Origin of the sequence: Pseudomonas chaetocerotis (genome assembly GCF_015712105.2) — a bacterium.
GTDB lineage: Bacteria > Pseudomonadota > Gammaproteobacteria > Pseudomonadales > Pseudomonadaceae > Aquipseudomonas > Aquipseudomonas chaetocerotis.
In genome coordinates this window covers 16,561-31,189 of sequence record NZ_JACFYX020000004.1, presented here as the reverse complement: position 1 = coordinate 31,189, position 14,629 = coordinate 16,561, and the positions used below count along the sequence as shown (strand labels likewise).

Genomic DNA, 14,629 nt, shown 5'->3' with positions numbered 1-14,629 from the left:
GGTTGTAAAGCATGCGCGGCGCAGTCGGCGGCGCACAGCTCACAAGGAGGGGAAGGGTGACAACACTAAAGTGGGGTGCCGATCTCCAGCACGCCGCGCTGCACGGCGATGGCCACGGCGTGGGTGCGATTGTTGGCGCCGAGCTTGTCCATGATCAGGCGCATATGGCCTTTGACCGTGTCTTCGGTGATACGCAGTTGCAGCGCAATATCGCGATTTGAATAACCCAGAGCTGCTGCCTGCAGAACTTCCACTTCACGTGGGCTTAGGCACTGCTGGCCGATGTGCTGGGCCAGGTCGGCGGCGATCTCGGGCGGAATATGGCGTCTGCCGGCGGCTAGGCTGCGAATGGTCTCCACCAGCTCCTTGCGCAGTGTGCTTTTCAGCAGATAGGCCTGCGCGCCCGCCTGGATCGCATGCAGCGCACGCACGTCACCGCGATAGGTCGTGAGGATGGCGATGCGTGCATCCGGGCATTCGCCGCGAATCGCCAGGATGCTGTCGATGCCGTTCATATGAGGCATCTGCAGGTCCATCAGGGTGACGTCCGGTCGCAGGTGGCGAAAACATTCCAGTGCTTCGCGGCCGTCGCTGGCTTCGCCGACCAGATCGATATCCGCCTGTCCGGCGAGCACGGCAGCGATGCCCTCGCGCAGCAGAGGGTGATCGTCGGCGACCAGCACGCGGATGGGGTTGACAGCGGTCATTACTGCGAGCTCCTGATCAATCCTTTCCAGTTTAGCCAACGTCGCGCGCGAGGGGGCGACTGGCGATAGGCCAATGGTCCGGCCAGGGTCAGTCGTACCTGGCAACCGTGGCCGGGGGTGCTGTCGATATTAAGTGTGCCGCCAATCTTGGCGGCGCGTTCGTACATGCCTCTCAGGCCCCAGTGATCGACCGGCTCTGCGCCCAGCAGGTACTCGGCCAGCAGGCCGCGGCCATCGTCGATAACGCACAATGAGAACTGCCGGGGGTGGTAATCCAGCTGCACGCAAATATGGCGAGCCCCGGCATGACGAAAGGCATTGCTGACCGCCTCGCGGGCGAGTTGGCTGAGCTCGTCATGCACCACCGGGTGTAGGGTGCAGGGTGTGCCTGCGATCTCGACTCGGTACTCGGTATCCGCATGTTCATGCAACTGATCGAGCTCGTGTAGCGTCTGCGGCAAGTCATTCGACGCCTCCTGTGCGTGGCGCAGGTTGCGCACCCGCTCACGACCTTCGGCGATCACCTGATCGGCACGATCCAGGGCATTCTCCAGCTTGCCCCGCGCAGGCTGATCGTCTGGCAGACTGTTTGCCGCAGCCTGCACGTGGAGCATCAGCCCTTGCACGCCCTGCAACAAGGTGTCGTGCAGTTCGCGGGCGATGCGCTCGCGTTCGTCGTGACGTTCTTCCAGGCGTGTGCGCAGGCGTTCGGCTGCGCGCCGCATGTTATTGCGATAGAGCAGGTGCAGGGTCAGTAGCACGACCAATGCCATGGTCAGGATGAACAGCGGATGACTGTAGAACACCTGATCGATGCTGAACCTGAGTTCGGCATCCTGCTCGCTGGCTACGCCATTTTGATTGAGCGCACGCACGCGAAAGCGATAGTCGCCGGCGTGCAGGCCGGTATAGGTCGCCTCGCGCTGACGTCCGGCGGAGTGCCATTCGCTGTCAAAACCATCGAGACGGTAGAAAAAATGCAGCCCCTCGGGCGTAGACAGGCTCAGGGCGCCGTAGTGAATGACCAGGCGTTTGCTGTCTGCGGGCAGGGTTGGCGGCGTTTGCACGGAGATGGTCGCACCGTCAGCCATGAGCGAATCGATACGCACCCTGGGGGGCTTGTCGCTATGTATCGCCTTATGTGGACTCAAGCCGGCCACGCCGTTGCGGGTGACGAACCACAGACGACCATCGCTGCTGCGCACCGCTGTTGGCAGGGCGAGCACCTGGTGCGGGTTGTTGGCGAGCCCGCCTTGCAGATCGTAGGTACGGTAATGGATATGGTGCTTGGGATCGTTCAGCGCCTTTTCGATTTCTGCGGCCGGTAACTGAAAGACGCCACCTTTGCCGTGCAGCCAGAGGTCTTCTCCCTGAGGACCGGTGACCGGGATGATCGCGTAGAGATTGTTGAACAGCCCATTCTCGCTCAGCGGAAGATTCTGGAAGCGCTCCCCATCGAAGCGTGCCAGGCCCCGTTGGCCGCCGAACCAGCTGTGGTCCTGCAAATGAGCCATTGCCGTCACGTGACCAATATCCAGCCCATCTGCGCTGCCCCACTGGCGTTCGCCCTGATCGTCATGGCTGACGATCAGGTTGTTGCGATAGCCGAACCAGCGCCTGCCATCAGGGGCGAGGGCAGAGCTCACCGGCATCAGTTGCGTCGGGTCCTTGCTTGGGGCGGGAAGTCGTCGCCAGTTGCCATCGCGCAGAACGTAGAGACCCTGACGGTTGAGTGAGAGCCAGAGCGCGCCCTGAGCGTCGATCAGCAGAGTGCGCACCGATGAATCCAGGTCGTGCTCGACCGGCAGGGCGGAGATTTTCTCCACCTGTTCCTCAGCGCTGCGCCAGATACCTTCGGGTCCGGCCAGCCAGACCGAGCCGTGAGGGCCTTTGCTGATTGCGCTGATCGGTGTACGCAGCGGCAGCTCGTGCAAACCCTGTTCATCCAGGCGCATGAGCGGTAGGTTGCTGCTGGCAGCCCAGAGATTGCCGGCGTCATCTGCGGCAATCGCCAGGTTGTTCGCCTCGGGCGGAAAGCCAGCCGGGCGCAGAGGGCGTTCGCGCAGCCGATCAAGCCCGTTCTGCGTGCCGATCCACAGGCTACCTTCGCTGTCCTCCAGCAGCGGCCAGGCGAAGTTGGAGCTCAGACCATCACGCGAAGAAAGCCGCTCGATATCATCGAAGCTGCCGTTGCCATGTTCGTTGGGTTTGGCTACGTGCAACAGACCACCGCCAGCGGTGCTCAGCCAGAGACAGCCATGCTGGTCGAACAGCATGGCGTTGGCCACTTCGCCAAGTGCCACGTGGGTCGCCTGCAGTCGCGGCTGATCGGTCTTTACCCGCAGCAGGCTGTCGCGGTCGCGTTCGATCAACCACAGTGCGCCATCGGCGGCTTGCGCGATCTGACGCGTGCGTTGGCTGCGAACCCCGGTGTCGTGCAGCTTCCGGGTGCCAGGCGGCAGTACATAAAGGCGCTGCTCATCAGCTACCCAGAGACGGTCACTGCTGTCGACGAAGACGCTGTAGGCATTTTCGCCGATAAAACCTTCCGCCATGCCCAGTTGCTGCCAGTGCTTGCCGTCGAAACGCATCAGACCGTCGTTGGCTGCAGCCCAGACGCTGCCGTCTGCTGTCTGTGCCAGGGCGTAGATTACCCCTCGGGCCAGATCGAAGCTGCTGGGGTGTTCCTCCCCCGATGCGATCAGGTGAACGCCGCCGTTGCGCAAACCGACCCAAAGCCCGGCTTCGCTGGCCAGCAGGCTGGATACGATACCCAGTTCATGGCCACCAGGCGTGCGATATCGGGTGAAGTCGAAGCCATCGAAGCGATACAGGGAGTCGTGAGTACCCAGCCACAGGTAGCCGTCACGGGCTTCGGCCAAAGCGCCGATCTGGCTGGGGCTGTCGTCGTTGAGCGTCCAGCGCCGATGTTCCAGTTGCTGCTCCAGAGCGCTTCTGTCGGCCAGCGCGACAGTGCTGAAAAACATCAGGCAAAACAGGCTTGCCATGACGCCGAGGCGAGCTTGTGGGGTGTGTGCTTTAAAAACGTCCAACTTGGTTCTGAACCCATTCGATGCTGTAGTCGGCAATTCTCTCCCAACCGGGTTCGGCGATCAGCCAGTGGCTGTAGCCGGGGAACTGCTTGAAGCTGGTGATGGCTGACGAGCCTCGGTGACGACGATAGAGGGCGGCCACTACGCTGGCGCGAACGATGTGGGAATTGCCTGCAGCCAGCAACAACAGAGGTGCACGTTCGCCGTTGCTGAAGTCGACGGTGCTACCGATGCCTAGCGCAGCCTCGACGAACACCCGGCCGGGCGCCGGAACGATGTGGCGCGCATAGGCCGCGTTTTGCTGTGCAGGTGTCAGCGTTTGCGCCATATTGCGCGCGAAATACTGCGGTGTCATGTACAGAAGGTCACGCCAGCCCACCCAAGGCAATGGCCATGGCCAGGTGCTATACAAACCCAGCAAACCGGCGCGTGGTGGCAGTGGGGCAATGGCTATGCCGGCCTGGCCCAGGCCGCGGTCGAGCAGCAATTGGACCAGCAGACCACCGAGGTCATGGCCAATCAGTAGCGGCGGCTGCTCCAGGTTGCGTACCAGTGTTTCGTAGTGGGCGAGGAGGGTGCTGATGCCGGGTTGTCGACCGCCTTTGCCAACCGGCCAAGACGGCGCCGTGCAGCGATAACCGCAGGCGCTGAAGCGTCTCTGAAATGGCTCCCAGATCGCTGGCGTGAGCCAGATGCCGTGAATGAACAGGGCGTGACGAGGCATGCTGCACTCAACCTGCTGCGCCCTGGTTCGGGCGGTCGCCGTCGTCAGGGGGTGGCATGGGGCACATCCTTGGCCGGCATCAGAAAATGCTCGATGTGCACGGGCACATCCGGATTCTGGAAGTGTCTGGCCGCAGCCTCGATGCGTTGCTCGGCGCGCGTCACCCGGCCGTGATGACGCAGGTGTTCGAGCCAGGACTCGTCAAAGAAGAACTCCTGCCAGTGGCGAGGATTTTCGCTGTTCTGTACCAGCCCCCAGGAGAACGCGCCGTTGCGTCTGCGCATGTGGGCGACCTCGGCCATCGCCTGGCGGAAGTCGGACGCATGCTCAGGTGCGATATCGTACTGCAGGGTGACCATGACTGGGCCGCGCTCCAGATCGGCTTCGTCAGCCAGAATCGGCGCTGGCCAGTGCAGTGATGGGGCGAGGTCTTCGCTTTCGGTTACCGGCAGGGGGAAATGCAGCGTCAGCAGCAAGCCCAGTGCCAGGCAACCCGCTGCGGCGAACAGGGCGACCGGAATCGACGCCTGACTGGCGACATAACCCCAGAGTGCGCCGCCAGCAGCCATGCTGCCGAAAAACACCAGGATATACACCGACAGCGCACGAGCTCGCACCCAATCCGGTACCGAGGTCTGCGCGCTGACCTGCAGGCTCGACAGCACGGCAATCCACGCCGCACCGCTGAGCAGCATCACCGGCAGCAGCGCGGCGAAGTCACGCACCCAGGCCAAGGCCAGCAGCACCAGTGCGTAGAGCACGCTGGCCCCGGCCACAAGCTTGTTGGTGCTGATGCGCTCACGCAGTTTGGGCAGCAGCATGGCGCCGAGCACTGCGCCGATGCCGACGCTACCCAGCAGCAGGCCAAAGTCGCTGGCACTGCCTTTCAATTCACCACGTACGATCAGCGGCAGCAGCGACATGCCGGCGCTGGCGCCGACGAAGAACGCAGCGGCGCGCACCAGGACCGCCTGTAGCGGTCGCGATGCGCGGCTGTAGCGCCAACCGGCGCGCATGGCGCCGAGCAGGCGTTCGGCCGGGAAGGCAGCGACCTGGCGCTCACGCTTCCAGGTCAGCAGCACCGCCATCACCGCGAAGAACGACAGGGCGTTGAGGGCGAAGGTCGCCCAGGGACCACTCAAGCTGACCAGTACCCCGGCGACTGCCGGGCCGAGTGCGCGGGCGACATTGATGCCGAGGCTCGACAGGGCGATGGCCGAGGGCAGGTCGCGCTTGCTTACCAGCTCGGGTGTCAGCGCCGACCAGGCCGGCATCATCAAGGCGGTACCGACGCCCATGGCCAGGGTCATACCCAGCAGCAGCCAGACCGTGGTCAGCCCGAGCAGGGTAAGCACAGCCAGCAGCGTCGCCACTGCCGCCATCCACAACTGCACGCCAAGCAGGTAGCGGCGCTTGTCGACGATATCGGCCATGGCCCCGGCCGGCAGCGCCAAAAGGAACATCGGCGCGGAGCCGGCGACCTGTACCAATGCCACGTGCATGGGGTTGGCCGACAGGCTGGTCATCAGCCAGCCGGCGCCGACTTCATGCATCCAGGTGCCGATATTCGAGGCGATGCTGGCCAGCCACAGCCAGCGGAAGGTGCTGTGCTTGAGTGCGCCCCAGGGCGATGGTTTTGCGGTGGGCATGATCAGAACAGGCCTTGTAATGGGTATTCGAGGGTGATGTAGAGCCGGTCGATATCGGGCAAATTCTGGGAGTTGTTTCCGCGGTGGCTGACATGGGCCAGGCTCATCCGCAGGCCTTTAGCCGAGCCGTGCTGTACCGTGTAACGCAGATCGATGTCACGTTCCCAGTGGCGGCCACCTGAAGCTGTTCTGTTCGATGCGTAGGCACCATCGGCAGGGGCGCGTGAACTGTCGATGCCGTGCCCGCGGATGTAGCGCGCCATTAGGTTCAGTCCGGTAATGCCGAATGCAGCTAAGTCCAGATCGTAACGGGCCTGCCAGGAGCGTTCCTGGGCGCCATTGAAGTCGGCGTACTTGACCGAGTTCGCCAGGTAGATCGAGTCACCACCGACAAAATCAAAGGGCGTGTCGCCATTGACTCGCTGATAGGCGACGGTGAACTTCTGCGCGCCAAGTTGATAGCGCGCCAGCAGGCTGTAGGCCAGGGTATCAATGGCGCCTGCACGGGCCGCACCCTGGTCGTGGGTACGGTACAGATTGGTGTCCAAGGTCCAGTGACCGCGCTGGACTTTCAGATTCAGATATCCCTGGCGCCAGGTGTCCTCCAGCTGCGCTGCATAGAGTGCGGCGCTGATGTCCTGGCTATCGACCAGGCGAACACCGGCAAGCGTCATGGCGGCCCTCTGAGTCGAGGCACCTACGCCGCTGAAGTCGTCACGGGAAGAGCTGCCGTTCTGGTTCTTGAATCGTGTGAAACGCCCTGCCTGGAGCAACAGGCTGGGTGACAGCGTGCTGTCGAGCATCACTCCAGTGGCGTATTCCGGTTGCAGGCGCTTGTCGCCGGTATCGAATACCGGTGTCTCGACCATCATTTCGCCATAGCGCAGCAGGTGGTTGCCAGCGCGTAGTTTGAGGGCACCGCCGGCGGAGGCGTAGCCATGGCTGCGCCCCCGGGAGTCGACCGGCAACAATCCGGTGCCGGCACGGCCGCGGCCACCATCAAGCTTGATGCCGACGAAGCCATGCGCATCGATGCCCAGCCCGACCGAACCTTCCGTGAAGCCAGAACGGAGGTTGCCGATGAAGCCTTGTGCCCATTCCTGCTGATAGCTTGGCCCTCCAGTGCCAGAGTTATCGCGCAGGTCGTTGTTCAGGAAGTAGTTGCGCAGCAGCAAGTCCCATCTACCGTTCTCGTCGGTGACGTTTGCAATGGCCTGGCCGCCGCTGCCCACCAGGATTGCTCCCAGCAGCCAGCTCGTGGGAGCTGACCGCGGGCTGGCCAGGTTCAGAAGGCGAAGCACGAACATCCGAAGGCACCCCAAAAGCCCTGGTGGTCGCTAACCGGTATGCTGCTGCGACGCGCGCGGTCATGCTGGTGCTGATGCACCGAGCAGGCGCCGATGCACTGGTGGATGCTGGCGGCCATGGGGGCGGCTGCCGGCTTCCAGTGCCCGGGCACCATGGCCACCGGCGACCAGTCCGGCAGTACCGGTAGTGTCGGCGGGGCGAGCTTGTCGAACTCGCTGGTGCCATGCACCACTTTGCCGCCGACGATGGTCAGCACCGACTCCAGCCACTTGATCTGTTCTTCCTCGATGCTGAAGAAGTCCGCGCTCAAGGCCACCAGATCGGCCAGTTGACCCACCTTGATCTGACCCTTCTTGCCCTGTTCGCTGGAGAACCAGGCGCTGCCGTGAGTGAACAGCTGCAGCGCGGTGGCGCGTGACAGGCCTTGTGGGTTGAGCGTGGTGCCGCCGACTGTCTTGCCGCTGACCAGCCAGTACAGCGCCGTCCAGGGGTTGTAGCTGGCCACGCGAGTTGCATCGGTGCCGCCGCCGACCGGCACGCCTTCTGCCAGCATGCGCTGGATCGGTGGCGTGGCCTCGGCAGCCTTGGCGCCGTAGCGGTCGATGAAGTACTCACCCTGGAAAGCCATGCGGTGCTGGATGGCGATGCCGCCACCGAGCGCGCGCACGCGCTCGATATTGCGCGGGCTGATGGTCTCGGCATGGTCGAACAGCCAGGGCAGGCCGTTGAACGGCATGTCGCGGTCGACTTTCTCGAACACGTCGAGCATGCGCGAGATGGACTCGTCATAGGTAGCGTGCAGGCGGAACGGCCAGCGTTGCTCGACCAGGTGACGCACCACGGGCTCCAGGTCGGCTTCCATGCTCGGCGCCAGGTCCGGACGCGGCTGGACAAAATCCTCGAAGTCGGCGGCGGAGAACACCAGCATTTCGCCGGCGCCGTTATGGCGGAGGAAATCATCGCCCTGGTGCAGCTTGACGCTGCTGGTCCAGTTCTTGAAGTCGGTCAGCTCTTCCTTGGGCTTCTGGGTAAACAGGTTGTAGGCGATGCGCACGGTGAGCTGATCCTTGTCGGCCAGCTCCTGGATCACCTGGTAGTCGTCGGGGTAGTTCTGGTAGCCGCCACCGGCGTCGATGGCGCTGGTCACGCCCAGGCGGTTGAGCTCGCGCATGAACTGGCGGGTGGAGTTGACCTGATACTCCAGTGGCAGCTTCGGCCCCTTGGCCAGGGTGGCGTAGAGGATCAGCGCATTGGGCCGGGCGATCAGCATGCCGGTGGGCTCGCCACTGGCATCACGCTGGATCTCGCCACCGGGCGGGTTCGGCGTGTTCTTGTCGTAGCCCACGGCGCGCAATGCCGCGCGGTTGAGCAGGGCGCGGTCGTAGAGGTGGAGGACGAACACCGGGGTGTCGGGCGCTGCCTTGTTCAGTTCATCCAGCGTCGGCAGGCGTTTTTCGGCGAACTGGAACTCGGTCCAGCCACCGACCACGCGCACCCACTGCGGCGTCGGCGTGCGGTCGGCCTGGTCCTTGAGCATGCGCAGGGCGTCGGCAAGCGATGGCACACCTTCCCAGCGCAGCTCCAGGTTGTAGTTGAGGCCGCCGCGAATCAGGTGCAGGTGCGAGTCGTTGAGGCCGGGAATGACGGTGCGCTTTTGCAGGTCGATGACGCGGGTTGCATCACCGCGCAAGGCCATGGCCTCGGCGTCGCTGCCGACGGCGACGAAGCGCCCATCCTTGATGGCCACGGCGCTGGCCTGGGGTTTTTCGCGGTCGACCGTGTGCAGGCGACCGTTGTAGAGAATGAGATCGGCGCTCATGTTGCCTCCTGATGAACTGACGGATGAGTCGCTGGCCATGGCCGCGAAGGGCATGGCTGACCACAATGCCCCGGCTGCACCGAGCACGCTGCTGGTGGCGAGAAAGTGGCGGCGTTTCGGGTCGGAGGGGTCCTGGCTCATGGTCGATCCTCGTCTACGGTTGGGTTCAGCCAGGCGTCGAACAGGCGCGTGGCCATGGGCATGAACAGGTACACCACGAGCAGGACGATGCTCAGGGTGATCAGGACGTTGCTCGGCAGGTAACCGCCGAGCCAGGGAACAAGATGGAGCAGGGGTTGCCAGAGCAGCGGGACCAGCAGGCTCAGCGGTAGGATCACCAGGAAGGTGACGCAGGCCTGTTTCCAGCGGGGCGGTGGCGCCTGTGCGGTTTCCGGCACGAACCAGAATTCCTTGTTCTCGGCGATTTCCAACTGGTCGCCGGCGCGTAGCAGTGGCTCGACTTCGGCGATCAGCTGGCGTCGTTGTTCCGATTCGATCCAGCTCTGCAACTGCTGCAGACTGGCGAAGCGCAGCACGCAGGTGAACTGCGCCAGGCAGGTTTGATGGCTACGTACCACGTCGACCCCCAAGTGGCCGGGGCATTGGCTGGCAGTCGCGATGATGCGCCGTAACCAAGCCTCGTAATGTGGCACATGACTCGGGCGAACCTGATGGCGCACCACCAGGGTGACGGTTTCCGCTTGGGTCTCGCTCATGCTGGAGACTCTGCTCAATGCTTTGGATTTGGCGATCCAGTGGCGCGCAACTGTGCGCGCCACTGGTCGAGTCGAGGGCGTTTCCGCCGTCATGAGGTCAGATGGGCGCCGCTACAGGGGCCAGGGTTGGACCGTGCTCGACGCGCTCAGGCGCCTTGTGGACCATGGTGTAGGCGTAGTCCACGCCCATGCCGTAGGCGCCGGAGTGCTCCTTGACCAGGGCCATCACAGCGTCGTAGGTGTCGCGGTTCTTCCAGTCGCGTTGCCATTCCAGCAGTACTTGTTGCCAGGTCACCGGCACCACGCCGGCCTGGATCATGCGCTGCATGGAGTAGTCATGGGCGGCCTGCGAGGTACCGCCGGAAGCGTCGGCGACCATGTAGATTTCGTAGCCGGCGTCATGCATGGCAGAGAGGGCGAAGGTGGTGTTGCACACTTCGGTCCACAGGCCGGAGACGATGACCTTGTTACGACCGTTCTTCTTCAGCGCGTCGCGGACTTTCTGGTCGTCCCAGGAGTTCATCGAGGTGCGCTCGAGCAGCGGTGCGTCGGGGAACACGGCGAGCAGTTCGGGATAGGTGTGGCCGGAGAAGCTCTCGGTTTCGACCGTGGTGATGATGGTCGGCACGTTGAAGATCTTGGCCGCCTTGGCCAGGCCCACGGTGTTGTTCTTCAGGGTTTGCCGATCGATGCTCTGCACGCCGAAGGCCATCTGCGGCTGTTGGTCGATGAAGATCAACTGGCTGTTGTGCGGGGTCAGGACTTCGGTTTTTGGATTGCTCATAGCGGTTACCTGTTGGTGGGGCGGTAGACGATGCACGCATCCCGTCGGTCGTTGCCGTCCGGGTAGGCGAAAGGACTATTGCAGAGCCGTCGCCGCTCGGATTGGATGTAACTGCGATTCTGGTATCGGGCTGTGCCGAGGTTTGCCCACCGGCACGACGTACGGGGCTGCTAGAGTGAGTGCAGGGACTGCCAGGGGGAGACGCATGACAGGGGAAAGCCGCAAGCTGGGCCTGGGATCGTTGACCGCGCTGGTGGTGGGCTCGATGGTGGGCGGCGGGATCTTTTCGCTGCCGCAGAACATCGCCGCTCGGGCTGACGTCGGTGCCGTGCTGATCGGCTGGGGTATCACCGCAGTGGGCATGCTGGCGCTTGCCTTCGTGTTTCAGAACCTGGCCAATCGCAAGCCCCAGCTCGATGGCGGTGTCTATGTGTACGCCAAGGCAGGACTGGGCGACTACATGGGTTTTTCCTCGGCCTGGGGCTACTGGATCAGCGCCTGGCTGGGCAATGTCGGTTACTTCGTCTTGCTGTTCTCTACCCTCGGTTACTTTTTCCCGGCCTTCGGCCAGGGCAATACGCCGCTGGCGATTGCCTGTGCCTCGGTGTTGCTGTGGTGCGTGCACGCCCTGGTACTGCGCGGCATCAGGGAGGCGGCGCTGATCAACCTGATCACCACGGTTGCCAAGCTGGTACCGATCCTGCTGTTCATCGTCATTGTCGGCCTGGCTTTCGATCGCGACATCTTCACCCGTGATATCTGGGGGCGCAGTAATCCGCAGTTCGGCGATGTGCTGGAGCAGGTGCGCAACATGATGCTGGTCACCGTGTTCGTGTTCATCGGCATCGAAGGGGCGAGTGTGTACTCGTCGCGCGCCGGGCGCCGTCGCGACGTGGGCAAGGCCACGGTGATCGGTTTTCTCGGCGTGCTGGCACTGCTGATGCTGGTCAACCTGCTGTCACTGGGGGTGATGACTCAGCCCGAGCTGGCGGCATTGCAGAACCCGTCGATGGCCGGTGTGCTGGAGCATGTGGTGGGGCGCTGGGGTGCGGTGCTGATCAGCATCGGCCTGGCGGTCTCGCTACTCGGCGCGCTGTTGTCCTGGGCGCTGTTGTGCGCCGAAATCCTCTTCGTTTGCGCCAGGGACGGCACCATGCCGGCCTTCCTGCGTACGGAAAACGCCAACCAGGTGCCGGTCAACGCGCTGTGGCTGACCAACGGCATGATCCAGCTATTTTTGCTGATCACCCTGTTTTCCCAGGGCACCTACCTGTCGCTGATCTACCTGGCGTCGTCGATGATTCTGGTGCCCTACCTGTGGTCGGCGGTCTATGCGCTGTTGCTGGCGCTGCGTGGCGAAACCTACGAAGGCCAGGCCGGGGTGCGCCGCAAGGACCTGGCCATCGGCCTGCTGGCGGTAACCTATGCGATCTGGCTGCTGTATGCCGGCGGGGTCAAGTACCTGCTGCTGTCGGCGCTGCTCTACGCGCCGGGGGCACTGCTGCTGCGCCAGGCCAAGCGCGAGCAGGGACAGGCGCTGTTCTCCCGTTACGAATGGCCAATATTTGCCGTGGTATTACTGACAGCCGTATTGGCCGGATACGGTCTGTATGCCGGTCATCTGACGCTGTAGGGCTGGACAAAGCGGCCGGCGCGCGGATAATCCTGCTCATCGCCCTCTGACCCTGGCTTCGCGAACCCATGCGCAAATCCCTGCGTACCGCCCTGATCTGGATGCTGATGCTGGCCCTGCCGGCACAGGCCATGGCGGCGCTCGGCATGCAACTGTGTGAGCAGGTGCATCGCAGCGGTGTCCTGCAGATGAGCGGGAGCCAGCACGGCATACAACATGACATGGCGGCCGACAGCTCGCATGGTGCGCATCAGGACACCGCCCCGGTGGCCAGCAGCGATGCTCCCGCCGATGCCAGCCTCTGTACCCTGTGCGCCTTCTGCGTCGGTGTCGCAGCGCCCAGCCAGCCGTTTCTGAACGACTCTGTCCTGCAAGCCGTCGAGTTGCCTGCGACCTGGCCCGACCGTCTTATAGTCGGCGTGGCCGACACACCTGAACGTCCCCCGCGTCTTTCTCTCGCCTGAGCCCTTTAGGTAGCGCCGTCATGCGGCGCCTGTAGCTCACGCGGCCGCCTGGCCGCTGTATGCGAGAACACATCATGACTTTGCATTTCCTTGCCGGAAGGCTGCTGGGCTTTGCTGCCCTGGCGCTACCCGGCATCTTGGTGGCGGCCCAGCCCGACCCGCTGGACGCCAACGCCGCCGTACCGGTGCAGGATTACCGTTCCCCCCTCGAAGATTATCGCGCCCAGACCGACGAGCCCCTGCAGGACTGGCGCGCGGCCAATGACCTGGTCGGCCGTATCGGCGGCTGGCGTACCTACAGCATGGAAGGCTGGGAGCAGTCGGACGAACAGGGCGCTGATCCGTCCGAGGGAGGTGACCATGGCCATCACTAGACCCCTCGCGCTGCTCTGCGCCGTATCGCTGGTGGCCGGCTGCGCCAGCTTCAGCCAGGACGGCGGTTTCGGTCCGGTGCAGCAGGCCAGCGAGCTCCAGCTGGACAAGCAACTGCTGTGGGCCCGGGACGAAGCTGGTCGCGGTCAGATCGACGCGCGGGTGACTGAGCTGCTGGCCGACCCCCTCAGCCTGGATGCCGCGGTGCAACTGGCGCTGCTCAACAACCGCGGTCTGCAGGCGTCCCTCGACGAGCTGGGCATCGGCGAGGCCGAGCGGGTGCAGGCCGGGCGCCTGCCCAATCCCGGTTTCTCCTACGGTCGTCTGGAGAAGGGCAGTGAGGTGGAGTACGAGCGTGGCCTGCACCTGAACCTGGCGCGGCTGATCGCCTTGCCGTTGACCTCGCGCCTGGAAGGGCAGCGCTTCGAGCAACTGCAGCGCCAGACCAGCCTGGCGGTATTCGAGTTGGCCAGCGAGACGCGCAAAGCCTGGTATGAGGCGGTCGCTGCCGAGGAAAGCGCGGTCTATGCACGGCAGGTGCTGGATGCCGCTGAGGTCGGTGGCGAACTGGCAAGGCGAATGGCTGCGGTAGGCAACTTCAGCAAACTGCAGCAGGTCGAGCAGCAAGCCTTCTACGCCGAAGCCGGCATCGGCCTGCTGCAGGCCGAACAGGCGCGGGTACGCAGCCGCGAGCGCCTGACCCGGTTGCTCGGTCTGTGGGGCGAACAACTCGACTATCGCCTGCCCGAACGCTTGCCGGCATTGCCGAAAAGCGCCGACCAGCTTCCGGACGTGGAGCGCCTGGCCATGAGCCAGCGCCAGGACATTCAGGCCGTGCGCCTGGATGCCGAGCGCCTGGCACAGAACCTCGGGCTGACCCGCACCACGCGTTTCATCAACGTGCTCGAGCTGGGCGTCGTCAACAACCGCTCCAACGAGGAACCGACCCAGCGAGGCTACGAGATCAGCGTCGAGCTGCCGCTGTTTGACTGGAGCGGTGCCAGGGTGGCGCGGGCCGAGGCGCAGTATCGTCAGGCGCTCAACCGCGCGGCCGAGACGGCGATCAATGCCCGTTCGCAGGTGCGCGAGGCCTATCACGCCTACCGCAATGCCTTCGAGCTGGCGCAGCACTATCGTGCCGAGGTGTTGCCGCTGCGCCAGCGCATCGCCGAAGAAAACCTGCTGCGCTACAACGGCATGTTCATCAGCACCTTCGACCTGCTCGCCGACGCGCGTCGCCAGGTGCAGGCGGTGGACGGCTACCTGCAGGCGCAGCGCGATTTCTGGCTGGCCCGCGCCGACCTCGACATGGCCCTGCTGGGCGCTCCCAATCCCTCGCTCGCCGCGGCACCTGCCGCTACCGCCGAGCCGGCCGCCGCCGGCCACTGAACAAGGATTTC

General features: G+C 63.9%; 12 protein-coding genes. 4 read left to right on the top strand and 8 right to left on the bottom strand.

The features are described 5' to 3' along the window. Nucleotides 1–65 precede the first annotated feature (65 nt). The 8 genes from H3221_RS08505 to H3221_RS08470 all read right to left on the bottom strand — a co-directional run bounded on the left by H3221_RS08505 (nt 66) and on the right by H3221_RS08470 (nt 10,760). Nucleotides 66–707, bottom strand: coding sequence for a response regulator (locus tag H3221_RS08505; protein WP_196474160.1), 642 nt, complete (start codon nt 705–707; stop codon nt 66–68). Next, a complete protein-coding gene (locus H3221_RS08500) occupies nt 707–3,694 on the bottom strand; it encodes a sensor histidine kinase (protein ID WP_224490534.1) in 2,988 nt (995 codons plus the stop codon). The genes H3221_RS08505 and H3221_RS08500 overlap by 1 nt, the downstream gene beginning before the upstream one ends. Before the next feature lie 52 nt (nt 3,695–3,746). Beyond that, nucleotides 3,747–4,484: an alpha/beta hydrolase gene (locus tag H3221_RS08495; protein WP_192982038.1), complete on the bottom strand. Its 738-nt coding sequence runs from the start codon at nt 4,482–4,484 to the stop codon at nt 3,747–3,749. 44 nt (nt 4,485–4,528) lie between these two features. Further along, a complete protein-coding gene (locus H3221_RS08490) occupies nt 4,529–6,133 on the bottom strand; it encodes an MFS transporter (protein WP_196474162.1) in 1,605 nt (534 codons plus the stop codon). Nucleotides 6,134–6,135: 2 nt separating this feature from the next. Further along, nucleotides 6,136–7,440: an OprD family porin gene (locus H3221_RS08485; RefSeq protein ID WP_196474163.1), complete on the bottom strand. Its 1,305-nt coding sequence runs from the start codon at nt 7,438–7,440 to the stop codon at nt 6,136–6,138. Next, nucleotides 7,419–9,260 (bottom strand): amidohydrolase, encoded by a 1,842-nt coding sequence (locus H3221_RS08480; RefSeq protein WP_196474198.1) that lies wholly within the window; start codon nt 9,258–9,260, stop codon nt 7,419–7,421. Before H3221_RS08480 ends, H3221_RS08485 begins: the two co-directional genes overlap by 22 nt. A gap of 137 nt (nt 9,261–9,397) precedes the next feature. Further along, nucleotides 9,398–9,976: an antibiotic biosynthesis monooxygenase gene (locus H3221_RS08475; RefSeq protein WP_196474164.1), complete on the bottom strand. Its 579-nt coding sequence runs from the start codon at nt 9,974–9,976 to the stop codon at nt 9,398–9,400. A 97-nt stretch (nt 9,977–10,073) separates the two neighbouring features. Further along, the gene (locus tag H3221_RS08470; protein ID WP_021489897.1) at nt 10,074–10,760 is read right to left on the bottom strand and encodes a hydrolase; all 687 of its coding nucleotides are present in this window, start codon (nt 10,758–10,760) and stop codon (nt 10,074–10,076) included. A gap of 205 nt (nt 10,761–10,965) precedes the next feature. Here H3221_RS08470 and arcD point away from each other — a divergent pair, with 205 nt between their 5' ends. From arcD to H3221_RS08450, 4 genes are all read left to right on the top strand, one after another. After that, nucleotides 10,966–12,393, top strand: coding sequence for an arginine-ornithine antiporter (gene arcD / locus H3221_RS08465; protein ID WP_196474165.1), 1,428 nt, complete (start codon nt 10,966–10,968; stop codon nt 12,391–12,393). A gap of 68 nt (nt 12,394–12,461) precedes the next feature. Next, nucleotides 12,462–12,857 (top strand): hypothetical protein, encoded by a 396-nt coding sequence (locus H3221_RS08460; RefSeq protein WP_196474166.1) that lies wholly within the window; start codon nt 12,462–12,464, stop codon nt 12,855–12,857. A 74-nt stretch (nt 12,858–12,931) separates the two neighbouring features. Next, on the top strand, nt 12,932–13,231 hold the full coding sequence (locus H3221_RS08455; protein ID WP_196474167.1) for a hypothetical protein: 300 nt from the start codon (nt 12,932–12,934) through the stop codon (nt 13,229–13,231). Beyond that, nucleotides 13,218–14,618: a TolC family protein gene (locus H3221_RS08450; RefSeq protein ID WP_196474168.1), complete on the top strand. Its 1,401-nt coding sequence runs from the start codon at nt 13,218–13,220 to the stop codon at nt 14,616–14,618. The genes H3221_RS08455 and H3221_RS08450 overlap by 14 nt, the downstream gene beginning before the upstream one ends. The last annotated feature ends 11 nt before the right edge of the window (nt 14,619–14,629 follow it).